Here is a 20,631-nt window from a genome sequence, read left to right on the forward strand (position 1 = left end):
GGCGGGTGTCGACTTAATCCTTGGGGGACGTCGAACATGCTTTCCGTTGATCAATTCCTGAGACTTATCAGCGTGCCGGCCGTGGTTGCGGCCTTTCTGATCGCCTCGCAGGTGTCGGGAGCCGGCGTGTTCCACGCCCAGCCGGCGCAATTAGCCAGCCAGTAACCATTTTTCCGGATCTGGGCTCTCGGATCTGAAACCGCGAGATGGCGGCCTTTGGAACCGCGACGTTTGGCCGGTTCCAAAATTCCCCATGTTTCCCGATATTTGTTACGGAGTGACCGTTTGCACGCCCTGCTTGCGGGTGCGTGAAACACACTTTCGATTAAAATTGTGCATCGCCCCTTTAATGCAACCTTAGAGAGCGCCCCGTAGATCTACGGGTGCGCGCGCTGGTGGCGATGGAAATGCCGGCGTGCGGGCATCTCTTGCTCACACGGAGGCGGACTTTGCGGAACATTCTTCAGAAGTTTTGGGCCGATCAATCCGGCGCAACCGCGATTGAATACGGCCTGATCGCGGCCGGGATCGCGCTTGCCATTATCGCGGCAGTCAACGGTCTCGGCTCCACGCTGAATACCAACTTCACGAGCATCAACTCCTCGCTGAAATAGCCGAAATCCCCTGCTCAGAGGGGAAAGCGGATGACACCTGGTGCATGACCCCCGCAGGAAGCCCGGCTTCCCGCGGGGTTTTTGTTGCGGCCGCTCGAAGTCGACCTCACGCTCCCTTGCCGAATCGCTCTTCTCCGTAGAAAGCCGGCCTTGGCCGGAGCCGCCGAATCTTGTCATGGAAATGGCTGGCAAGGACCGGCGAGAAGTGCAGCGAGAGTCTATTGATGCGGCACGATGGCATAGGGCGTGGTGTAGGGCTCGACCCGCAGCGACGAGTTGGCGATCAGCCCGATTTTGGCGGTCGGTGCCTGCTGCAATTCACCGTTCGCCCCGCGATGCACATTGTACTGCCACACCGCCATGTCACCTTTCTGGGCCAGCGCATGTGCAACCGCGCTGGCATCCGAGCCGCCGAGCGCCATGAGCTCGTCGGTGGAAAGGCCGATCACGATTTCGTCCTTCACGGTGACGATCTTGAACAGGCTGGTCTTGCTGTCCTCGGCCAAAGCGGGGGCGATCAAGCCGGGAGTGATCAGACCGGGGGCGGTCGAGAGCAGGAGTACCGCAAGTGAGCCGCATAAGAGGATTTCGCGCTGAAGCATGGATGATTCCCGCTGATTGGATGACGCATGCGTTTGCTTGGTCGCAACCACGCGGCATTAAGTTCACGGCGCGGGTCGCGCTTGCTCCCGGTTTGCGCCGCGTCGAGGCGAGCCGTGACTCTCCAAACACAGTCCACAGCTATTAAAGCCATAATTCATCTCGGGTGAAGACATTGGCGGCGGCTGCGCTAAGTTCAAAGTGGGGTAGTTAGACTGGGATTCTTTCGTAAAATGACGCATCACCTTCTTTCCAACCCGTTTCATTCGAAACAGGACAATCAGGAGCGCCCGCAGGAGACGCGGCTGCGCACGGTGGTGTCGACGCGGGCGACGCCGGTCTGCGGCCATTGCCGCTCCGACGACATCCTCTCCAAGGCGACCGCGCAATGGAGCAACGAGAAGCAGGAATGGGAGCTGGCCGACACCTTCGCCCAGCCGGCGCACTGCAACACCTGCAACATGGCCTGCGAGATCGTCTGGCTGCCGCTGAATTAGAGCATCGGAAAATGGCGCCTGCCTCCGTGAGGCAGGTGGCAGTTTTCCTGCTTGTTTATCTGTACCAAAATTGGTACATTCTCGTGTGACGAGCGGCCTGTGAAACGACTGCCCGCGGCTTTTTTCCAGCTCCCCTCCGGCCGGGAACCAGTTCGGGAATGGCTCAAATCTTTGCAGGAGGAAGATCGCAAGGTCATCGGCGAAGACATCAAAGACGTTGAGTTTTCCTGGCCGATCGGGATGCCGCTATGCCGTTCGCTTGGCGGAGGTCTTTGGGAAGTTCGCAGCGACCTCTCGTGCGGCCGCATCGCGCGGGTCGTATTCTGCATCGCGAGCAGCCAACTGGTCCTCTTGCATGGTTTCATCAAGAAGACCCAAAAGACACCCACCGCGGATATCGAGATGGCGTTGAAACGAAAGAAAGACATCACATGAAAAAGAAAGGCCGGATCGGGTCGTCGTTTGACGATTTCCTGAAAAAGGAAGGAGTCTATGAAGAGGTCACTGCGCGCGCGATCAAGCGCGTGATCGCGCGACAGCTCGATGCGCTGATGCAAGACCAGGGATTGTCAAAATCGAGTCTTGCGAAACGCATGAAAACGAGCCGCGCCCAGCTCGACCGTTTGCTTGACCCCGATAACGAGTCCGTCACGCTTGGAACCCTTACCCGCGCCGCCCAAGCTGTGGGACGACATTTGCGGATGGAGTTGGTTTGAACCGGCGCCATGCGGCGCGAACGCTCGCGCCTTTTCTGTTGTCGAAGGCCGATGAACCGACATTTCGAACTGACAAAAGGCAATAGCCGGTAAAGCCTTTTTGTCTCGGCTTTTCGTGACTGAGGGCCTATATAGCCACGAGCAAATCAGCCGGCCCCAAGGAGCAGCGTGAATGAAACCGATTCGTATCCTGGCAATCCTGTGTGTGTTCGCCCCTAGCGTCGCAGTCGCGCAGGATTGGCGTCCGAAGCCGGTGGTGACCGCGCGAAAGGCCCCCGCATGGGGAGACTTTGTGGCGCCCGGCGTGCTGCGACAGGATCTGTTCTCGCGCAACAATCCGAACAATCTGCGCCACGATTATCCGTCGGCGCCCGCGCAGCCCGGTCAGTTCTGATTCCCTGTTAGACCGCAGAAATGACCAACCGTCAGCCTTTCATCGATCCGGGCGCGGCCGCCTGGCTTATGATCGAGGCGCTGCCGGGCGTCGAACGCATGCCGCTCGCCGAACCGGTGCCGCAAGGTTCGATCCACCGCGCGCGTCTCGCCGCCGGCACGATCATCCCCGTTCACACCCACCCGGCTGATGAGTTTGTGCAGCTGCTGTCGGGTACGGTTGAGACCGGGGGCAGGCTTTGCGAACCCGGCACCTTCTGGACCACGCCGGCCGGCACGCGACAGGGGCCTCACGTCGCCGTCAGTGACGTCGAACTGCTGACGGTGCGGCTTGGCGCGATGGTGCCGTTCGGGGAATAAGACGTAAAGTTCAAGCGGCAAGCCGCAGTGAGTATCGGCGCGGCTCGCCTCGATCAACGATCGTCGCCCCAGCGCCATCTCGGCGGTTCGCCCTTCCACCAGCAAATGGCGGTCAGGACCGCCGACAGCGCGATGACATAGGCCACGAATGCGACGGGCGATTGGTGCGGGGGCACCAGGAAAACCCCGGCGATCACCAACGCAAAAAAGCCGGTCAGGACAACCCAGCCTTCCCAGGTGGCGGGAATGCCCCAACCCCAGCCATAGCGCTTCGCGGGAAACCAGTATCGGGAATCGTCGGACGGCATCTGACGCTCCTTCAAGGACTAGCCTGGCTAAAATAGCGATACGTTCTGGTCTGTGAAAGGGGCGAAGCCAGCCGCCCCTCGACGAAATTCCGACGCAACAGCGCGATGCTCTTCCTCCCATTCGGGTCCGGAGCTACACCTCGCATTCCAGATTGCGCACGGCGCGCCATTCGGCCGCCGCCGCGCCGGGTGGTGCGTCATGTATCTGTTCTTCAGCGGAATGCTCCTCAACCTGTTCAGGCGCCGCTTTACGGTCTTTCCTTTGCTTTTTGCCTTTGGTTTTATTTTCCTGGCACTGCTTCAGTGTGTGCCGGTCGCAGCGAACGCGGCAGAGGCAAGTCCGGCGGAGGTCAGCCCGATCTCAAACGCTTTTTGCAAGGACATGAAGAACCACAAGACGCTCACCGGACATGGCCCGGTCGGTTGCGAGCGGCTGGCAAGCGTCAAATTCAGCTATCTGGGTTTCGACGGGCGCGTGCACGGCGACGGCGAGATGATCGTACTGGATGCGGTCGCAGCCCGTGTTGCCAGGATTTTCGACAGGCTTTTGCAGCTTCGATTTCCGCTCGCGAAAGTGCTGCCGGTCAATCGTTACGACGGCGACGATGACGCCTCCATGGCGGACAACAACACGTCCTCCTTTAACGATCGCGTGGTATCGGGCCGGACAAGCCTGTCGATGCACGCTTACGGTCTCGCGATCGATTTGAACCCGGTTCAGAATCCATTCCTGGAAGGCATCGGCGCGTCGCGTCGCGTCTCCCCCGATGGCGGCAAGACGTATTTGGATAGAAAAGATATCAGGCCCGGTATGGCGGAACAGGTGATCGATGTCTTTGCCGATAACGGCTTTCTGATCTGGGGAGGCGATTGGCACAACCCGATCGATTATCAACACTTCCAGGTCGATCGCGATCTGGCGGAACAGATGGCCCGGCTTTCAAGCTCAGCGGCCAGAGAGGTCTTTGAAAAGCGTGCCGAGGAATATCGCCGATGCCGCCAAAGCGGAAAGAGCAGAACGGCGTGTCATTCGCCGCCGAGAACTTGAAAATGTTTCAGGCGACCAGCGGGGTCAGCATCGGCGCGTTGTCGCGGCCGAATTCGGCAATCGGCACCGGTCTGCCGAACAGATAGCCTTGCGCGAGTTCGACGCCGGCGTTGCGCATATATTCGAACTGCTCTTCGGTCTCGACGCCTTCGACGGTTGTGACGATGCCAAGCCCTTGCGCCAGCGCGAGTGTGGAAGCCACCACCGCCTTGCAGTCGGCGCGGCTGAGAATGCCCTTGGTGAAGGACTTGTCGATCTTGATCTTGTCGAACGGAAAGATCGTCAGATAGTTGATCGACGAGAAGCCGGTGCCGAAATCGTCGAGCGCGATCGACAGACCCAGATTCTTCAACTGCCGGATGGTCGTCAGATGGGCTTCCTGGTTTTCCAGCAGCGACGTCTCGGTGATCTCGAGCTCGAGCCGCTCCGGTTGCAAGCCGGTCTCCACCAGCACGCCGAGGATGACCTCGAACAGGTTGCCCTTCTTGAACTGGATCGCCGAGATATTGACGGCGACCTTGACATGCGCGGGCCAGTTGGCGGCGTCCGCGCAGGCCTGGTTCAAAATCCATTCGCCGAGCGGCACGATAAGGCCGGTGGATTCGGCGAGCGGAATGAAGTGATCCGGCGCGATCATGCCCTTGTCCGGATGCCGCCAGCGGACCAGTGACTCGACGCCGCGAAGCTCGCGCGTCTTGCCGTCCACCACCGGCTGGTAATACAGCTCGAACTGGCCTTGCGCGATCGCCTCGCGCAGTTCGCGCTCCGCCGATTGCTGGGTGTGGACGATCTCCAGCATTTCGATGCGGAACAGACAGAAGTCGTTGCGGCCCGAGGATTTGACGCTGTAGAGCGCGAGGTCGGCGCGCTTGAGCAGTTCGTCCGGCTCGACGCCGTCTTCCGGCGCCATCGCAATCCCGATCGAGGTGCCGACTTCCACCAGTTGTCCGTTGAGATGGAAGGGGACGGAGATCGCGCCGATGATCCGCAGCGCCAGGGCGACTGCGCCTTCGCGCTGATCGGCGCCGCCTTCCTGAATGATCGCAAATTCGTCGCCGCCGAGCCTGGCCAGCACGTCGATGTCGCGCACGCTTGCTTGCAGGCGGCGGCCCACCTCGCTCAACAGCTGGTCGCCGGCCAGATGGCCGAGCGTGTCGTTGACCGCCTTGAACCTGTCGAGGTCGATCATCATCACGGTGACGCTGCCGCCGTTGCGAATCAGCCTGCGGCTTGCTTCTTCGAGCCGGGCGTTGAATTCCGCGCGGTTGGCGAGCCCCGTCAGCACGTCATGCCGCGCCAGATGGACTATTTCGGCCTCCGCGCGCCGCCGTTCGGTGATGTCCTCGATCAGCGTGACCCAGCCGCCGCCCGCCATCGGCTGGCGCGTCAGCATCACGAATCTGCCATCGGACAATTGGTCGACCCGGGAGGCATCGGGCGCCAGCATCAACAGCTCCGTTACCCTCAGCTTGACCGAGGGATCGTCGATCGTTCGCCGCATGTCGCGGGCGACCCGGTCGGTGAGAATCTCGCGAAGCGGCGTTCCGACTTTCAACAGATGCGCCGGCATGCCGAGAAGCTCGACGTAACGGTCGTTCCAGACCGTCAGCCGTTGCGCGCCGTCGAACATGCACAACCCTTGCGCCATGTTGTCGAGCGCGGTCGAAAAGCGCGTGTTCATCACCTCGAGTTCAGTTGCCTTTTCGGCGAGCAGCTTTTCGCTGTGTTTCTCCGCCGTGACATCCTCATGGGTGGTCAGCCATCCGCCGTTGGACATCGGCTGCCGCTTGATCGAAATCACGCGCCCGTCGGCGAGCTCCTGGGTCTCGGTGGCCTGTTTGACATTGACCCGGACATAGTCGTCCGGGTCGATCACAAAGCCGGTGCCGCTGTCCTCGCGTGCCTGCAAGATTTCCCGCAAGCTGGTGCCGGGTTTTATCTGGTCCTCGCGCAGGCGGTAGATCTCCGCATAGCGGGCGTTGGCAACCACCACCCGCTGGTTCGGATCGAACAGGCAAAGACCCTGCGACATGTTGCGAAGGGCGGCGGTGAAACGCGTATTCGCCAGTTCGAGATCGGCCTGGCTGCGGTCGAGCCTGATCTGGTAGCGGACGGCAAAGCTGATGCCGACCAGGACAAACAAGGTGACGATCGAAGCCACCAACCGATAGGCGGTGCGATGCTGACGGTATTCGCTCAGGATGCTGTCTTCGGACAGCCCTACCGTGAAGATCAATGGGAAGCGGTCAGACTTGCGGTAGGCGATCAGCCGAATGGTGCCGTCGATATTGCCGTGCCCCCAATAGTGGCCAGAGGAGGACTTCGCCAATTCGCTGGACAGCATCTGGCGAGCCGGTTTGACGCCGATGGTTTCGGTCGAGAACCCCTTGGCTGCGAGAATCACACCGGCCGTATTGCGCATCGAGAGGCCGCCGTGACTGCCGAGATCGACGCTGCTGGCGAAGGGTTCGATGAAATTGGGATCAATTGAGAGCAGGATCACGCCGGCCGTACTGCCGTCGGGATAGCGAAGCCGCCGCAACAGCTGGATCGACAGCCGCTTCGAGGTCCGGCCCAAAATCGGTTCGCTGATGATCAGCTCATCGTTGGTGGCGTCCAGTTGCTTGCGGGTGTGTGGACGGTCGCCGACGTAAAGATGCGGACCGTTATAGTCCAGCGTCGTCGCGACCTGGTAACCGTCGGAGTCGATCAAGGAGAGCTGGAAAGCCTCCTGGCTGATCAGCGCGGTCTGTCCCGCCCATTTGCGCAGATCGAAATAGGCGGGATCGTCCTCGAAACTCTTGCGCAACAGCAAAAGCGTGCGGTCGAAGCGGTTGACGGTTTCGATGGTGTCGTGCTCGAACAGCCGCACCAGGCTGTCGGATTGCTTCGTCGCTTCCTCGACCGCCTTCTCGCGTTCGACGGAGGAGATGTAGGCGGCGACGAACCAGCTCGCGGCAATCAGGACCACGCCTGCAATAGCAGCCGAATGCAGGAAAGCCCGCATCCAGAGCAGCCATTTGCCGCGCACGATCATTTTTCCCAAGCCCCCAGGCGAAAACGCGCAACTCGAGCGTGTTTTATCGCCCCGGGGCAGTTTAATCCGTCGTTACACGGACATTTCTCCGCTTGGCGTAGTTAATAGCGCTCGAATTTATAGCTGCAGCAACCGGAAATTTACCATGCGCCCGCCCGCGCGAAGACCTCGCGGCGGTGTCCGCTGCAACGCACTCTCTAATATTGGCTGCGGTCCATCACCGGGGCGGGGGCGCTTTGCTGGGCGACGGCGGCGGCCCGCCGCGCCTCATCGAGCACCGCACGAATCTCCTTGGCGCTGATCAGGGCCTTGCGGACATTGCGGTCATCCACCGTCATGTCGAAGGTGATCAGGCGATTGCAGTGTTGGCAATTGGTCTGAAAACCCGGGCGCACCCGTTGCGCGCGCTCGCGGAAGATTTGCGAGCACTTCGTGCATTTGATTCTGACTTTGTCGTCGATCATGAGCGCCCCCGGCTGGAAATATCGTATTAATATCGCGATACAGTCTGCGCGAGCGGGCCTTAAGGCCATGTTCGAGCCTTCGCTAAAACTTGAACGAGCGCGCGTTCGCGCCGGCTTTCCGGCTTTGATTCAAATTGCCCGGGCCAAGGCTGCCGTTAAGGTTGCCGATCACGCGTGCGGGTCCCGCGATCGCTAGCTTAACAATGCTGTAACCGGGTAGGGCACAGCATGGGGCATGGCAGTCGAAACCAAACCGAAGCGGCTTTTCCCGCGCGTTGCGCCCGCGAGCGGCGAGGCTGCAAAAGCGCAGATCATCGTGGGTGCGAAAGCTCCGCCCGTCGCCTGCCGGTTGGTCGATTATTCGCGCGGCGGTGCCTGTCTCGAGGTCTCTCCCACGGTGACGTTGCCGGAGCGGTTCGAATTGCTCCACGGCGGCGTCAAGAAAAAAAGCCGCGTGGTCTGGCGGCGCGGCATGCGGATTGGCGTGGCGTTCTAATCCCCCGTAAATCTACGCCTGCGCGGCCGGGCTATTACCTCCGATGTAATTGAGCCGAGCCGCCAGCTCGCTATTTTCCTGATCATTCACTGGCGCGCGGGTCACCGCCGCCGGGCCAAGAGCCAAGATCAGGAGCGAGACATGCAAGTCGTATTTACGAAAAAAGAAGCGCCAAACTGGCTGCTCGAGATGTGGAAGGAGATCGACGACAAAACCTTCGGCAAGGGGTTTGACTGTTTTGCGGAAGATGCCGTCTGCAACCTGGGCGTGGCGGACTGGAAGGGACGCGAAGCGATCCGCGCCAACTTAAAGGCCTTCGTCGACACCGGCTTCACGGCGCTGCATCACGTCACTGAGTACTGGGACGGCGGCTCGCTGAAGGTGTTTTGCGGGGTCGTCGACATGACGCCGGATGGCAAGCCGGATGCGACCGTGCATCCGACCATGACCCACTTCTTCTACATGGACGAGAAGGACAACACCAAGGTGCGCCGCTGGGTCGGCGCGGTGGGTCCGACAGCCTTCGGCTAGTTCCGAGAAGCCCTTTCGCGAAAGGACGAGACAAGAGGGGACCAGAATGGTGCCTTTGAATAATCTCTGGGAATGGTGCTTTCTCGTGATGTCTTGGATCAGGGCGTTGGCCCCTGATCCAAGGACCTTCACGCGTAGAAGATCAAACGAAGGACCGGTCGACCATGAACGCTGTGATCAGCGAAGGAAAACGAGCCGCCAATCCCGCCGGTGTGCTGTTGCGCCAATGGCGGGATGTTCGCGGCAAGACCCAACTCGATCTGTCGTTCGATGCCGGAGTCTCGCAGAGGCACATCAGTTTCATCGAAAGCGGCCGCAGCACGCCGAGCCGCCAGATGCTGCTCGATCTTGCCCAGGCGCTCGACGTGCCCTTGCGTGAACGCAATGAACTGCTGATGGCCGCGGGCTATGCGCCGCTATATTCGGGCCCGTCGCTCCAGGCGCCGGTCATGGACAGCATCAGCAAGGCCTTGCAACGCGTGCTGCGTCAGCATGAGCCGTTTCCGGCTGTCGTCATGGACCGGCACTGGAACGTGGTGATGACCAATGATGCCGCACCGCAGCTCTTCAACTGCTTCATCGATATGGCCAGGCGGCCTGGCCCACGCAATCTGTTGCATCTGATGTTCGATCCAGCCGGCATGCGCCCGTTCGTCGTGAACTGGCCGCAGGTCGCACGCGGGCTGCTCGCGCGCGTCTACCGGGAAGCGCTCGGCCGCGTCATCGACGAAAAGACCAGGACGTTGCTCGCGGAATTGTCGCAGTATCCCGGCGTCAAGGCCGAATGGCGCGCGCCGTCGCCCGACGACACCCTGCCGATGATCCCGATCACCTTGGTCAAGGACGGCACGAGGCTGAGTTATTTTTCGATGATCACCACGGTCGGCACGCCGCAGACCGTCACGTCAGAGGAGCTGCGGCTCGAATGCATGTTTCCGGCCGACGATGCGACGGAGGCCGGGCACGACCGCTTCATCGGTGCGAATTCGCCAGCGGCCTCGACACGGCATTGACCCAGACGGGCAGCGACGTTCCGTCCCAGGCTCGATTTTAAGGGGTTTTGGCGCCTTCCGGCGCCGATTTGCTATCCTCTGCAGCATTGCCGGGCCCGCTGTGGCCCGATATTGATGTCCCCTAATTGCTTTAATACCCCTGCCGGCCTTCTTTTTTGGGCCGGCGTCCTTTTGAGTGACCGGTCATCCCTGATGGCCGGGTTAGAAGTGTGAGTTTGGGGATTTGCGATGTGGGGTCTCTTGGCGTGGCTGGTGCTGCTGGCCGCAACCGTCGTACTCGCAAGCGTCGCTTTTCATTTCGACGTGGCTCTCCTGCCGGCGGCGTTCCAGGCCTTGTCGCCGACCCAGCAGGTCGCCGCGATCCTGATCGCGTTGGTGGCGCTGGCGCTGACCGCCTCGACGCTCTGGCAGTCCTATCGCTTGACGCGTGAGGCACGGGAAGCCCGCGCGATGCAGGGCGGCATTCTGGGTGCAAAAAAGGGCGCCGTATTGGCGGCCGCCTCGCAAAAGGATTTCGACGCGGCGGTCGCCCATCTCCAGATCAACGATCCGGAGGATGTGCTGTCCACCGTTCACAAGCAGTTGGCGGAGTCCGAGGCGCGATTGGTGTTGCAGCGCGGGCGCAACGAAGCCGTCGACATGAAGGAACGGCTGGAGGACGTCCGCCGCCGCCAGCAGGCGCTGCGCGAGCAGATCGGCGAAGTCGCCGAAAAGCGCCGCGCCATCGAGCCGGTGTTCGAAGAGTTGAAGGATCGCCAGCGCCAGCTTGCCCGCTCGCTCGACAAGATCGAGACCGACGACGACAACAACAACTTCATCGATGCGCTGAAGGAGTTCGACCAGAAGACCGCGCCGCTTCAGGCCAGACACCAGGCGCTGCAAGACGCCTTTGCGTTGCTGACGCGGCTCAAGCAGGGGATATCGACCTCGCAAAGCCAGCTGGTGCGGCTGCAGGCGCCGGACGGCGGCGTCAAGGCGTTACTCGGCGAAGTGCAGGTCGCACGCGATCATCTGGTCAAGGCGATCGAGGCGCTGGAGACGACCGGCGAGGGCGAGGTGCTCACCGCGCGCGTCGCGGCGCTCGACACCGGCAAGAAAGACGTGGAACTGCGAATCGCCCGGCTCGAGTCGTCGTTTGCCGTACTCGACACCATCCGCCGCGACATGGCCGAATTCAAGAAACGTCAGGAAGATCTCGCGGCCGCCTTTGCCGAGGTCGAAACCGACGCCGACGGCAAGGGCCTCAAGGATCGATTGGCCGAGCTGGATCAATTTTCAGGCGAGACCCGAAACCGGCTGCGCGCGTTGCAAGAAATTCTGACCACGCTCAATCGCTACCGCAAAGACCTGATCCATTCGCAAAACGACCTGTCGCCGCTGCGCGCGCCCGGCGAAGGCGTTCAGGCCGTGATCGCGGAATTGAACATCATACATGCTGAACTGACCGCCGGTCTCGAAGACATCGAAACCATCGGCAACCAGACGCTGGCTGCCCGCGTGGCGGGGTTCGCCGACAACAAGCGAATGGCCGAGCAGCGCATTGCGGAGGTGCACCGGCATTTCGCGCAACTGGAATCGATCCGCAGCGAAATCGCGGTCGCGTTCGCCGACCTCAACAGCGCGTTCAAGAAGTTCGTTTGAGGTTTGGGCAGTTTGCCGGCCGGCGACCGGGCGACTGCCGAACTGATTCATATTCTTAGATTCTTAGACCGACTTCTCGGCCGGCCTGAACTCGCCTGATTGCCGAGTCGCAACCCTGGAGCTGGCTCTCACCCAGCGGCTTTCCATCCCATCTGTGGCGGCCGGCCCTTTATTTTTGTGGCCTATCGGCCATTTCTAACTGTGGCCGGTTGGCCACGGTCGGGCCGTGCTTGAGCCTGAAGGTGTGGCTTAAAAGTCTTAAAAGCCGAGCAGCGCCAGGCCAACCCAGCTGAACGCAAACAGACCGCAGGCAGCTGCTGCGACCGAAGCAAACGTTGCAATCATCTTCCTGACAGGCATTGCCGCACCTTTTCGAACTGACAAACGCACTATGCTGGACGATCTCATCTCAATGATGGCGAGAAAATGCGCGCGCCAAAAAACGAGGGGTTGTGGCAGTGCTGCAACATGAACCTCATCCTGCCCGCAAAAACCCTCATTCGGACGGCCTAGTGGGCGAATCGGAACCCGCTTTTCGACGATCGCAGGGGCTCGCGGCGTCACGCTCGTTTTGCGAATTTAAGGTTCAAGTGGGTGCCGGTATTGGGTGGGGTCTGGTATCTCTATCGGTCTGAAGTCCATGGGGAACGCTGATGTCGGCGAGCCTTCAGGATTTCGAATCGGGTGCTGCGGGGAACCGAGGGAATGTTTGATTTAGGGAATCGCGAACGGATCTGGCTGGTGGCGGCTGCAGCCGCGGCTGCCTCCGTTGCACTCCTGGTCGTATGGCTTTTCCCCGGCGGGTCATCGCCGGATTTGGCGCGCGATTACGAAGATTGTGTCGAGCGGGCGCAGGCCCTGGGTTTGGGCGGCGATCAAGCCGGCAATCTGATGAGTGGTTGCGGCGCGCGGTTTGCGGGACGGCGCAAGCCGGACGGCGGCTACAGCTATTACGATTTCATGCAGGATCGGAAGTTCGACATCGCCGGTCCCAATCCGAGCGCGGACGAACGCAAGGCGATCGATAGCGAATATATCGGTTATCTCGAGTCGCAGCGCCGCGAAGCGATTTCGGCAGCCCTTGCCAAACAGCAGAACGAGAAACTGCGCGTCGATATCGAAACCGCGCGTCAGCCGGCCGGCGCGCCGCTGGCGCTGCTTCCGACCAGCGTACCCTTGCCCGTCCCGCGCCGTGTGGCCGAGCAGCGGGAGCGGGCGCGGCATTGCGCCGAAGACGCGCTGTACTGCACGCTGACGAAACTCTCCAGCGCGGTGAAGGACGCTTTCGCCTCGTCGTCGAAGACCAAGACGTCGTCGCACGAGCAGCAATAAGCTTGACGCCTGCTACACTCAGACCATGACCTATGGACGGCCAAATGTCCCTGACGTCTTGAACGTGCAAGGCGGCGGTCGTTGGCGGACGTCCGAATTCTCTGCGCATAACGGACATGGACCCGCCGCCACAGCACTTCCGAGAAGGGCCAAAATCCCCATAGCGTCTGACGCAAGACCTTGCACACCTCCCGCGGTTTCCCTTGGAGGTTTGCGGACGCCACCCCCGGTGTCCGCCGCGCCTCCGTCATGGGGCCGGCATCCGAAAACCTTCACAGATGGCAGATGTCCTTTTCGAACGAAAGAGGCCGCCAGCACAGGCGGCCTTGTTTTGTGCGGAGGCCCGACATTGGGTGCCGATTCCGTGGTATAGAGATGCGACACAAGCGGAGACAGCCAAATGTGGTGGCTTATTGTGATCGTTTCGATTGCTTCGATACCGCTTTCCACGGAGATGGCTCGGGAGCGCGCCAGATCGTCCAGAGTTTGGTTTTGGATCGCATTTTTAATCGGACCATTGGCCCCGCTCGCGCTCCTTTTTCTTGGAGACGCAAGAGCGCAAACCAGGTCATTGTCCAGTTCAAACTAGATCCACTGAGGTTGGAAACAGTATCAAGGCGCTAAGGGCGACGAATTAGCAACTCAGCGCACATTCAGAATTCCGCTCAAACTTGCGTTCAGGATCAATCGCGTCGTTCTGAACCTGGGCGGGCCCGCTTCCGGTCTACTCCGATCAACGGACATTAATGTACCGACCCGGTTGGTCCGGTTCGTGCCAAAACCGGAAATGCAGAGAGTTACAAATGCTCCTGCCTATCTTTGCTGTCCGGACACGCGCCAGGCGTCTCCAAACAGGTTGACGCTATAGTCGCGATGACGCCCACCGTGATAGCCGCATCTGCGAAATTGAATACGGCGAACGACCAAGCTTTGTAATACACATGTACAAAGTCGATGACCGAACCGATCCGGGCGCGGTCCAACATATTGCCAAGCGCGCCACCAAGGATCAGGGAAAGGCCTTTTGCCAGGATCGGCTTGCCACGCGGAACGCGACTGAGCCACCAACCCAACAGCCCGGACGCCAGGATGGATAGGCCGACCAGTGGCCAGCGCTGCTGGTCGGCGGCGAATTGGAGAAAGCTGAACGAGATAACTTTGTTGTAGGACAACACGAAATCGATCGATGGCAGGATGGCGATCGGTCGGTTGGCTTCCAACGAATTGACGACAAGATGTTTCGTGCCCTGATCCAACATTACGATGAGAACGATAAGCCAAATCCAGTGGAAGCTGACGTGCAACGGCTTCCGAGTCGTGCTCATCATTTTCCGATCTGGTGGGCAGTCCCGCGCCAATGGTCACGCGCGGCTTTCGATTGCTAAATCTGATTTTCAGTCGATTACGAGATAATTTGAAGATCAACATAACCCAATGTCAACACGGCCCTTGTCAACACGGCCCTTGGGCCTCCGGATATGGCGATCCGTCGGCCGGAAGTCCGCTTCGGATCTTGGTCGTGTAAAAACGCTGTGAAGCCGGTGAGAAGCCAGGACCGGGTCGGTCTCAGGCCACGATCGCAGCGATCAGCGGTTTGATCCCGATGATGTTCATGACCCGTGTCAAGTTATAGGCCAGAACCGAGAGAGCCATCTCGGCGGCTACTTTTGGAAGCGTTTTAGTTAGGAAGTGTGTCGCCCCCATGCGCGCCTTCATCGTGCCGAACGGATGCTCGATGGTCTCGCGACGCTGGCGCATAGCGAGCGGGTTCGCATCAAGGCGCTGCTGCACAGCGTCGAGCAGATGCTCATGCTCCCATCGTGGAATCCGTCGCTCTGGCCCTGTCGTGCATTGGGATTTGAGCGAACAACTTTGACAGGCCGTGGTCCAGTAGCGCCTTATCCGCTTGCCATCTTCCTCGCCAGTAAAGCGATATGGCAGTTGCTCCCCAGCCGGACAACGATAGGCATCTTCCTCCGGCAAATATACAAAGTCCTGTTTGCCGAAGCGCCCGTCCGACTTGGCGTTAGAAGTCATCGGCTTGGGCAGGGTCACCGTGATGCCGGCCTCGTGGCAGGCGAGGATCTCCGGACTGCTGAAGTAGCCGCGATCGGCAACAGCATTGAGCGTCTCAGTCTTTAAAACAGCCTTCGCTTGCTTGGCCATGTTGGCCAATTGCGCTCGATCTGACCCGCTGTTTGTTACCTCATGCGTGACAATCAGATGGTGCTCGGTATCGACGGCGACCTGCACGTTGTAACCGACGACGCCGGAGCCGCGACCGCTCGTCGCCATCGAACGGCTGTCGGGATCGGTCAGCGAGATTTGCTGGTCAGGCGAAGCGTGCATCTGCTTCTCGTAGACATCAAGCTTGCCCATTTCCTCCTTTTAGCTTTGTCAGCTTCTCCCTGAGCCTCGTCACCTTCGCAGTAAGCACTTCGGTTGGCTCCTGCCGGTCGGCCGTGTCAAGCTGGCTCAGATACCGCGCCACACTCTCCTCCAGCTGAGCACGACGCCGTTCCACCTTCGCCCGTGTGAAGTTCCTATCCCGGTTGTTTACAGCCTTGAACTTGCTCCCATCGATGGCGACGCTCGCTGTCGCCAGAAGACCCATCTCACGGCAGAGTTCGACGAAGCGCGCACAGACCTTGCGCAGCCCCAGGCCGTTGTCCTTGCGGAAATCTGCGATCGTCTTGTGATCGGGTGCGAGCCGACCCAAAAGCCACATGACCTCGACATTGCGCCCGGCCTCTCGTTCGAGCCGACGGCTCGACTGAACCCGGTTCAGATAGCCGTAAATGTAAAGCTTCAGGAGAACCGAAGGATGGTACGATGGTCGACCAGTCGCCGCCGGCTCAATTCCCTCAAATCTCATCTCAGCCAAATCAAGCGCATCGACAAACATGTCGATCACGCGAACAGGGTTACTCTCGTCAATGAAATCATCGAGGCATTCAGGCAACAGTATCCATTGCCCACGATCCGCCTGCTCAACGAAGCGCCTCATCAGCTTCCCCCGCAGAATCACGAGAGAATCATAGCAAAGCAGCGGCGTTTTCACACAGCCAGGATCGTCAGCGGAAGTCGGTCGGGACGAAAGGCAATGTGTCCGCTTACCTCGATTAACCGACATGCCCGGCCACTATCTTCCCATCAGACTCATGATCGCGCTTTCGATGACGTGGCTGTAGCGGCCGTCGTTCAGCAGAGCGTCCGTCAACCAAAGAACACCGATGGCGACGCAGGTCGCGCCGATAGTTCTCATGCGAAGCCCCGTTCTAATCGTGGCACCGGAGGCGATGCTACGAGCGGTCGCTTACACGTGCCTTACGGCCGCGGCCTGTCTACCCCTGGACTTGCATATTTAAAGCGCGAGACCTCTGTCTCGTCGCCGCATTTTCGAGAACCACAACCCCGTTCGGGGCAGCGTTGCTGATGAATTCAGCGACAAAGGCGCGCCCGATATCGTCCTGCTCGATCGTGCCAAACGATCCCGGAATCAGGCGCCCCAACCAGGCTACATAACGCGGCGTGTGAGCGTTGCCTGCGACAATTCCGGGGCGAAAAATCGCGAGGCGTTGGAAGCCTATTGCTTGAACCGTCTCTTCCTTCAACCCCATGATCCGCGCATACCGAATTCTGCTTTTCGCGCTGCTTCCCGCCGCCGAGAGCAGAGAAAACCGTGCGATACCCCCGGCCCGGCAACCGCGGGCAAAGCCGCCCACCACGCCGATTTCGAGCGCCTTTAATTGCTCCTCGCTCCAGTTCATGCTGCCTTTGCCGACGCCGACGCAGGATGCGCCATAGACGGGATCGCCTTGCGCAACGAGGCTCCGCGCAAGCTGGGTCACCTCTGCGGGAAACTGGGCTGCCGCCGTATCCAGGGTGATCGCCCGCACACGGGGATTAGCCACTTGAGAAATCGGTTTGCGATTGACCATCACGACTTCAGCACAGGTGGGCTCCGCGGCGAGCGCGCGCACCACTGCGGCTCCGACTTGCCCCGTGCCACCGATGATCAAGATACGAAATGCCATCAGGCCTTTTCCCGCGCTACTCGTCTGTCCCGTGACGCCTGACGGCATCAGCCCACTCTATCGCAAAATGCACGGCGCGGGCGACTTGCGAGAAGCGATAAGCCTTGAGCGGTGACAGTATGGGATTGCCGGTTTCCAGTGTGGAAAGTCCCGTAATTCTACCTGCTCGACATATCAAGCTTTCATGGGCACTGTGGTCGAGCTTATTTGAAACCAATATTTTCCAGCTGCAATGCTTTTTCAGCGACTGAATCCCTCTGAAGCGCTCAATCTCGTGAGCTATGCGGATATCGACCATTTCCGCGAAAGCGAACGGTATCTTCGCGCTTCGAGCATGCCACTTGCGGCAGGTGACTTTTCCATTCAGCGTGCAGAGCTCGCATTGCCATCCTGCACCTTATCGCTGGTGCGCACATTTCCACGTATCGTCAACGGATACGAACTGGCCGGTCGTCTCGTCTTCGTCATCCCAATGAACGACGTGTCTACGGCGCGTATTAACGGCGAGCAGATCGGCCAGGCGGTCCTGGTGCTCAAGGGCAACGAACAACGTACTGTGTTTGAACCCGAAGGAAGGCTGGTCGCTATCTTGTCTATCGAGCAAGAGCGGCAAGGTCGCCCGTCGCTCCACTTTGACCGAGGCTACCAACTAATCAACCTATCCCGGTATGAACTACTTGGTCTTCGGGCTCAGATCACTGGCGCACTTGAACTGGCAGCCAAGGACCCGGAAGCCAGCCGGCTTCCCGCGATCCGCGTCAGCGCCGAGGACACGTTGCTCGCGGCGATAGAACGGGCGACGCGCCTCGGGGAACTCGTGAATGGGGATCGCTATGGTTCGCTTGGTCGCTACAAGAGAATCATTGATCAAATCGACAATTTGATCCAGCACCAGCCAACGACCAATTGGTCCTGTGAACAACTCTCGGATGAACTCGGCACGTCAACTCGCACCATACAAACGGCAACTCAGACCCTCTGCGGCTCGGGAACTTTGCACTATTGGCGGTTAAGACGGCTCTGGATGGTGAGGCGGCAGCTTCGCTCTGGAGTTCCTGGATTGACTGTCAGGGCCAGTGCGCTCGCGCACGGATTTCACCATATGGGCGAATTCTCGAAGCTGTATTGTTCGACGTTCGGGGAATTGCCGTCATATACGCTCGCGGCAGCCCGATAGGAAAGATCGGGGAACCTTCCTGACATGGCCGACGCCGCAAGGCCGCCGGATTGAGCGGCATAGCCGCTCGGGATGATTTACCTGCGGAATAATCCGCCGATCGCGCCACCGATCGCGCCGATGGGGCCGCCAATACCACGGGGGTGAGGATGATGGGCGCGCCGTTCAGTTCGGCCTCGCTCCGGAGGATTGGATTCGGGAGGGGTGGCCGTATCGGCGGAGGCCACCGCTTCGCGGGGCGTGGTGCTCAGCCCTGCTTGAGCCGCATTGGCGTTGGCCAACACGGCCAGAATTGCCACCGTAAGGATCAAAGCACGCATGGCTTGTTTTTCCTGAGTTCGATGCTTGGCAACCGTTATCCGTGCCGCTTGTTCCATGGCGGCGCGTCGATTGTTGGCGCAATCGCGCCACGCCACCCTACGCCGTCTGATGCCGCTTCAGGAAGTTGCGCGCGCGGTTGATGGTGCGGGCCTTCAGATCGGGCGGCTCCTTCCACGGGAACACCGTGATCTCGGCATTCGGGCAGAGCGAGGCGACATCGATCGAAGCAACCAGCGGATGGGCGTCGACGTCATCGGGGAGGACCAGCATCGACGTCTGGCATGATTTCGCGAAATCGCGCGAGACGCTGTACACGAAATCGGGCTGCACGCGGTAAAGGTTGTGCAGATATTTATCGATGGTCTCTATCGAGACGTTGGGCTGGCGCTCGCGCTGCTCCTTGGCCCAGACCGTCTTGCCGGCGTCGTACATGTAATCCGGGACCCTCGGATTGTGCCCGACCGGCTGGCTCAATATCGCGGCCGTGACGCGCTGCGGCGCCTTCTCCATCAGCTTCATCGCGAACGGGCCGCCGATGCAGTTGCCGAAGAAAAAGAACTTGTCGATGCCGAGATGGTCCATCACGCCCAGCTGGTCGCTCGCGAACGCGCCCCAGGGATCGTCAACCGGTACCGGTCCGGTGGACTCGCCGCCGGTGGCGTTGCGCTGGTCCATGGTGATCACGCGGAAGTCACCCTTGAACTCCTCCGGAATGTTGATCACCGCACGCGCCCACACGGCCATGCAGGAGTTCAAGCCGCCGCCGGGCGTCGCCAGCAGCGGGAAGCCCGAGCCGATCTCGGCGTAGCGGATGCGGACATTGCCCTTCTCGTAGAAGCCGACCTTGGCGCCATCGGGCAATCCCGCAACCGCTCCCGCCGGCTGGGCCTGTGCCGGTCCTTGGGCGAATACTTGCGGCACCGCGCTTGCTGCTGCTGCGGCAGCACTGTTGGCAAGAACAGTGCGCCGGCTCGAATCGATCATCGGTTCCTCCCTTGTCGTGTACGGTCGTGCGACCGGCGCCCAGCACGTTTGCCGTACTTGTTCCGTACTTGGGCGATCGGACGGGAGCCCGGCTTCTTTATATTCGATTTGATCCGGCGCTTCGTCAATCACGAAGGCACGCCCGTATTCCTGGTCGATCAGGCCGACTTGCGCCAGGGCAATACCATCGAAACCCGCTGCTTGTAGCGGCGATAATCGTCTCCGAACATCTCGACGAGGTCACGCTCCTCCAGCAGGATCCCGACAAAAATGTAGGCCGTCGTCACGGCGGCAAACAGCAAGTGTCCGATCGTCATGGTCGCCGCTGCCCAGAACGCGATGATGAATCCGAGATAGATCGGATGCCGCACGAATTTGTAGTAGAGCGGTGTGCGGAAACGCGGCGCCGGCATCGGCTGGCCGGTCAGGTTATTGGTGACCTGATGCAGCCCGAACAACTCGAAATGATTGATCAGAAACGTGCTGGTCAAAACGATTAGCCAGCCAAACATCGAGAATCCCAGTATCGCCGTTCTGGCCGGCGGATCGGTTACTTCCCAGACCACGGAGGTCATCGGACGCCACTGCCAAAACAAGAGAACGAGCGCGAGGCTGGCCAGCAGCACATACGTGCTGCGTTCGACCGACTTCGGTACGTATTGCGTCCACCAGCTCTTGAATTGCCGGCGCGCCATCACGCTGTGTTGCACGGCGAACAACGACATCAAGAGCAGGTTGACGACGATCGCCTCGACCGTCGGCGCGACCGTGCCGGAATCGATCGTCTTGGGCACCGCCAGGTCCGATACGAAGCCGATGGCGTACAGGAAGGTCACAAAAAATATGGCGTAGGAAATAACCCCGTAGAGAAACGCTACGGCTCTCGCGGCGCGAGTAGCCTTGATATCTTCGCCGATGGCGGGGATTTGGGTCATAATCTCTCTCCTCTGATCCGAACGCGATGATCGCGATCGCAATTTGGGAGTTCTGACGCTGCCGCAGACGAAGCCCCGTGACTTTGCGCCAGGGTTGATTTGTCCGTGAGAAAGGCTTGATTATCGC

At 60.1% G+C, this 20,631-nt stretch carries 24 protein-coding genes and 1 pseudogene; 14 read left to right on the forward strand and 11 right to left on the reverse strand.

The features are described 5' to 3' along the window. The first annotated feature begins 36 nt into the window (after positions 1 to 36). A complete protein-coding gene (locus tag ABSE61_RS01130; protein ID WP_423869212.1) occupies positions 37 to 165 on the forward strand; it encodes a hypothetical protein in 129 nt (42 codons plus the stop codon). A gap of 284 nt (positions 166 to 449) precedes the next feature. Beyond that, the gene (locus ABSE61_RS01135) at positions 450 to 614 is read left to right on the forward strand and encodes a Flp family type IVb pilin (RefSeq protein WP_423869213.1); all 165 of its coding nucleotides are present in this window, start codon (positions 450 to 452) and stop codon (positions 612 to 614) included. 218 nt (positions 615 to 832) lie between these two features. Here the strand turns inward: ABSE61_RS01135 and ABSE61_RS01140 are convergent, their stop codons facing one another. Next, positions 833 to 1,216, reverse strand: a complete 384-nt coding sequence (locus ABSE61_RS01140; protein WP_423869214.1) for a hypothetical protein — start codon at positions 1,214 to 1,216, stop codon at positions 833 to 835. Between the two features lie 231 nt (positions 1,217 to 1,447). Here ABSE61_RS01140 and ABSE61_RS01145 point away from each other — a divergent pair, with 231 nt between their 5' ends. The 5 genes from ABSE61_RS01145 to ABSE61_RS01165 all read left to right on the forward strand — a co-directional run bounded on the left by ABSE61_RS01145 (position 1,448) and on the right by ABSE61_RS01165 (position 3,180). Further along, complete coding sequence (locus tag ABSE61_RS01145) at positions 1,448 to 1,711, forward strand: hypothetical protein (protein ID WP_423869215.1); 264 nt, start codon at positions 1,448 to 1,450, stop codon at positions 1,709 to 1,711. Positions 1,712 to 1,810: 99 nt separating this feature from the next. After that, complete coding sequence (locus tag ABSE61_RS01150; RefSeq protein ID WP_423869216.1) at positions 1,811 to 2,146, forward strand: type II toxin-antitoxin system RelE/ParE family toxin; 336 nt, start codon at positions 1,811 to 1,813, stop codon at positions 2,144 to 2,146. Further along, positions 2,143 to 2,427, forward strand: coding sequence for a helix-turn-helix domain-containing protein (locus tag ABSE61_RS01155; RefSeq protein ID WP_423869217.1), 285 nt, complete (start codon positions 2,143 to 2,145; stop codon positions 2,425 to 2,427). The genes ABSE61_RS01150 and ABSE61_RS01155 overlap by 4 nt, the downstream gene beginning before the upstream one ends. A gap of 172 nt (positions 2,428 to 2,599) precedes the next feature. After that, positions 2,600 to 2,821, forward strand: a complete 222-nt coding sequence (locus tag ABSE61_RS01160) for a hypothetical protein (RefSeq protein ID WP_423869218.1) — start codon at positions 2,600 to 2,602, stop codon at positions 2,819 to 2,821. A gap of 20 nt (positions 2,822 to 2,841) precedes the next feature. After that, complete coding sequence (locus ABSE61_RS01165; RefSeq protein ID WP_423869219.1) at positions 2,842 to 3,180, forward strand: cupin domain-containing protein; 339 nt, start codon at positions 2,842 to 2,844, stop codon at positions 3,178 to 3,180. A 53-nt stretch (positions 3,181 to 3,233) separates the two neighbouring features. Here the strand turns inward: ABSE61_RS01165 and ABSE61_RS01170 are convergent, their stop codons facing one another. Then, positions 3,234 to 3,488: a hypothetical protein gene (locus tag ABSE61_RS01170; RefSeq protein WP_423869220.1), complete on the reverse strand. Its 255-nt coding sequence runs from the start codon at positions 3,486 to 3,488 to the stop codon at positions 3,234 to 3,236. A gap of 199 nt (positions 3,489 to 3,687) precedes the next feature. Between ABSE61_RS01170 and ABSE61_RS01175 the strand changes: the two genes are divergently transcribed. Next, the gene (locus ABSE61_RS01175) at positions 3,688 to 4,536 is read left to right on the forward strand and encodes a M15 family metallopeptidase (protein WP_423869221.1); all 849 of its coding nucleotides are present in this window, start codon (positions 3,688 to 3,690) and stop codon (positions 4,534 to 4,536) included. A gap of 7 nt (positions 4,537 to 4,543) precedes the next feature. Here ABSE61_RS01175 and ABSE61_RS01180 read toward each other — a convergent pair whose 3' ends face one another. Both ABSE61_RS01180 and ABSE61_RS01185 read right to left on the reverse strand, forming a co-directional pair. Next, complete coding sequence (locus ABSE61_RS01180; protein ID WP_423869222.1) at positions 4,544 to 7,567, reverse strand: bifunctional diguanylate cyclase/phosphodiesterase; 3,024 nt, start codon at positions 7,565 to 7,567, stop codon at positions 4,544 to 4,546. Between the two features lie 203 nt (positions 7,568 to 7,770). After that, positions 7,771 to 8,037: a hypothetical protein gene (locus tag ABSE61_RS01185; protein WP_423869223.1), complete on the reverse strand. Its 267-nt coding sequence runs from the start codon at positions 8,035 to 8,037 to the stop codon at positions 7,771 to 7,773. A gap of 235 nt (positions 8,038 to 8,272) precedes the next feature. Between ABSE61_RS01185 and ABSE61_RS01190 the strand changes: the two genes are divergently transcribed. The 5 genes from ABSE61_RS01190 to ABSE61_RS01210 all read left to right on the forward strand — a co-directional run bounded on the left by ABSE61_RS01190 (position 8,273) and on the right by ABSE61_RS01210 (position 13,050). After that, on the forward strand, positions 8,273 to 8,533 hold the full coding sequence (locus ABSE61_RS01190) for a PilZ domain-containing protein (protein ID WP_423869224.1): 261 nt from the start codon (positions 8,273 to 8,275) through the stop codon (positions 8,531 to 8,533). Between the two features lie 141 nt (positions 8,534 to 8,674). Continuing rightward, positions 8,675 to 9,064 (forward strand): nuclear transport factor 2 family protein, encoded by a 390-nt coding sequence (locus ABSE61_RS01195; protein WP_423869225.1) that lies wholly within the window; start codon positions 8,675 to 8,677, stop codon positions 9,062 to 9,064. Between the two features lie 164 nt (positions 9,065 to 9,228). Continuing rightward, the gene (locus tag ABSE61_RS01200; RefSeq protein ID WP_423869226.1) at positions 9,229 to 10,077 is read left to right on the forward strand and encodes a helix-turn-helix domain-containing protein; all 849 of its coding nucleotides are present in this window, start codon (positions 9,229 to 9,231) and stop codon (positions 10,075 to 10,077) included. A gap of 228 nt (positions 10,078 to 10,305) precedes the next feature. Next, complete coding sequence (locus tag ABSE61_RS01205) at positions 10,306 to 11,718, forward strand: coiled-coil domain-containing protein (protein ID WP_423869227.1); 1,413 nt, start codon at positions 10,306 to 10,308, stop codon at positions 11,716 to 11,718. A 705-nt stretch (positions 11,719 to 12,423) separates the two neighbouring features. Further along, on the forward strand, positions 12,424 to 13,050 hold the full coding sequence (locus ABSE61_RS01210; protein ID WP_423869228.1) for a hypothetical protein: 627 nt from the start codon (positions 12,424 to 12,426) through the stop codon (positions 13,048 to 13,050). A 797-nt stretch (positions 13,051 to 13,847) separates the two neighbouring features. On the opposite strand, the gene lspA is transcribed toward ABSE61_RS01210, so the two are convergent. The 4 genes and pseudogenes from lspA to ABSE61_RS01230 all read right to left on the reverse strand — a co-directional run bounded on the left by lspA (position 13,848) and on the right by ABSE61_RS01230 (position 17,033). After that, entirely contained in the window at positions 13,848 to 14,378 is a 531-nt protein-coding gene (gene lspA / locus ABSE61_RS01215) for a signal peptidase II (RefSeq protein WP_423869229.1), read from the reverse strand. A 238-nt stretch (positions 14,379 to 14,616) separates the two neighbouring features. Then, positions 14,617 to 16,057, reverse strand: a pseudogene (locus ABSE61_RS01220) (IS1182 family transposase). Between the two features lie 135 nt (positions 16,058 to 16,192). Beyond that, entirely contained in the window at positions 16,193 to 16,315 is a 123-nt protein-coding gene (locus tag ABSE61_RS01225) for a hypothetical protein (protein WP_423869230.1), read from the reverse strand. A gap of 79 nt (positions 16,316 to 16,394) precedes the next feature. Further along, on the reverse strand, positions 16,395 to 17,033 hold the full coding sequence (locus tag ABSE61_RS01230; RefSeq protein ID WP_423869231.1) for a Rossmann-fold NAD(P)-binding domain-containing protein: 639 nt from the start codon (positions 17,031 to 17,033) through the stop codon (positions 16,395 to 16,397). 286 nt (positions 17,034 to 17,319) lie between these two features. On the opposite strand from ABSE61_RS01230, the gene ABSE61_RS01235 reads away from it, so the two are divergent. Then, positions 17,320 to 18,264, forward strand: a complete 945-nt coding sequence (locus ABSE61_RS01235) for an AraC family transcriptional regulator (protein ID WP_423869232.1) — start codon at positions 17,320 to 17,322, stop codon at positions 18,262 to 18,264. Between the two features lie 77 nt (positions 18,265 to 18,341). Here ABSE61_RS01235 and ABSE61_RS01240 read toward each other — a convergent pair whose 3' ends face one another. From ABSE61_RS01240 to mddA, 3 genes are all read right to left on the reverse strand, one after another. Continuing rightward, positions 18,342 to 18,584, reverse strand: a complete 243-nt coding sequence (locus ABSE61_RS01240; protein WP_423869233.1) for a hypothetical protein — start codon at positions 18,582 to 18,584, stop codon at positions 18,342 to 18,344. Positions 18,585 to 18,681: 97 nt separating this feature from the next. Next, the gene (locus tag ABSE61_RS01245; protein ID WP_423869234.1) at positions 18,682 to 19,569 is read right to left on the reverse strand and encodes an alpha/beta fold hydrolase; all 888 of its coding nucleotides are present in this window, start codon (positions 19,567 to 19,569) and stop codon (positions 18,682 to 18,684) included. A gap of 158 nt (positions 19,570 to 19,727) precedes the next feature. Then, positions 19,728 to 20,504: a methanethiol S-methyltransferase gene (gene mddA / locus ABSE61_RS01250; RefSeq protein ID WP_423869235.1), complete on the reverse strand. Its 777-nt coding sequence runs from the start codon at positions 20,502 to 20,504 to the stop codon at positions 19,728 to 19,730. Positions 20,505 to 20,631 lie beyond the last annotated feature (127 nt).

This window comes from Bradyrhizobium sp., assembly GCF_049519115.1.
In the GTDB taxonomy this organism is placed as follows: Bacteria; Pseudomonadota; Alphaproteobacteria; order Rhizobiales; family Xanthobacteraceae; genus Bradyrhizobium.

Bases quoted from the DNA above. Each gene is read 5' to 3' on its own strand.
- ABSE61_RS01130 (WP_423869212.1), top strand. From the start codon at position 37: ATGCTTTCCGTTGATCAATTCCTGAGACTTATCAGCGTGCCGGCCGTG.
- ABSE61_RS01140 (WP_423869214.1), bottom strand. From the start codon at position 1,216: ATGCTTCAGCGCGAAATCCTCTTATGCGGCTCACTTGCGGTACTCCTG.
- ABSE61_RS01145 (WP_423869215.1), top strand. From the start codon at position 1,448: ATGACGCATCACCTTCTTTCCAACCCGTTTCATTCGAAACAGGACAAT.
- ABSE61_RS01155 (WP_423869217.1), top strand. From the start codon at position 2,143: ATGAAAAAGAAAGGCCGGATCGGGTCGTCGTTTGACGATTTCCTGAAA.
- ABSE61_RS01160 (WP_423869218.1), top strand. From the start codon at position 2,600: ATGAAACCGATTCGTATCCTGGCAATCCTGTGTGTGTTCGCCCCTAGC.
- ABSE61_RS01165 (WP_423869219.1), top strand. From the start codon at position 2,842: ATGACCAACCGTCAGCCTTTCATCGATCCGGGCGCGGCCGCCTGGCTT.
- ABSE61_RS01170 (WP_423869220.1), bottom strand. From the start codon at position 3,488: ATGCCGTCCGACGATTCCCGATACTGGTTTCCCGCGAAGCGCTATGGC.
- ABSE61_RS01175 (WP_423869221.1), top strand. From the start codon at position 3,688: ATGTATCTGTTCTTCAGCGGAATGCTCCTCAACCTGTTCAGGCGCCGC.
- ABSE61_RS01185 (WP_423869223.1), bottom strand. From the start codon at position 8,037: ATGATCGACGACAAAGTCAGAATCAAATGCACGAAGTGCTCGCAAATC.
- ABSE61_RS01190 (WP_423869224.1), top strand. From the start codon at position 8,273: ATGGCAGTCGAAACCAAACCGAAGCGGCTTTTCCCGCGCGTTGCGCCC.
- ABSE61_RS01195 (WP_423869225.1), top strand. From the start codon at position 8,675: ATGCAAGTCGTATTTACGAAAAAAGAAGCGCCAAACTGGCTGCTCGAG.
- ABSE61_RS01200 (WP_423869226.1), top strand. From the start codon at position 9,229: ATGAACGCTGTGATCAGCGAAGGAAAACGAGCCGCCAATCCCGCCGGT.
- ABSE61_RS01205 (WP_423869227.1), top strand. From the start codon at position 10,306: ATGTGGGGTCTCTTGGCGTGGCTGGTGCTGCTGGCCGCAACCGTCGTA.
- ABSE61_RS01210 (WP_423869228.1), top strand. From the start codon at position 12,424: ATGTTTGATTTAGGGAATCGCGAACGGATCTGGCTGGTGGCGGCTGCA.
- lspA (WP_423869229.1), bottom strand. From the start codon at position 14,378: ATGATGAGCACGACTCGGAAGCCGTTGCACGTCAGCTTCCACTGGATT.
- ABSE61_RS01225 (WP_423869230.1), bottom strand. From the start codon at position 16,315: ATGAGAACTATCGGCGCGACCTGCGTCGCCATCGGTGTTCTTTGGTTG.
- ABSE61_RS01235 (WP_423869232.1), top strand. From the start codon at position 17,320: ATGCTTTTTCAGCGACTGAATCCCTCTGAAGCGCTCAATCTCGTGAGC.
- ABSE61_RS01240 (WP_423869233.1), bottom strand. From the start codon at position 18,584: ATGCGTGCTTTGATCCTTACGGTGGCAATTCTGGCCGTGTTGGCCAAC.
- ABSE61_RS01245 (WP_423869234.1), bottom strand. From the start codon at position 19,569: ATGATCGATTCGAGCCGGCGCACTGTTCTTGCCAACAGTGCTGCCGCA.
- mddA (WP_423869235.1), bottom strand. From the start codon at position 20,504: ATGACCCAAATCCCCGCCATCGGCGAAGATATCAAGGCTACTCGCGCC.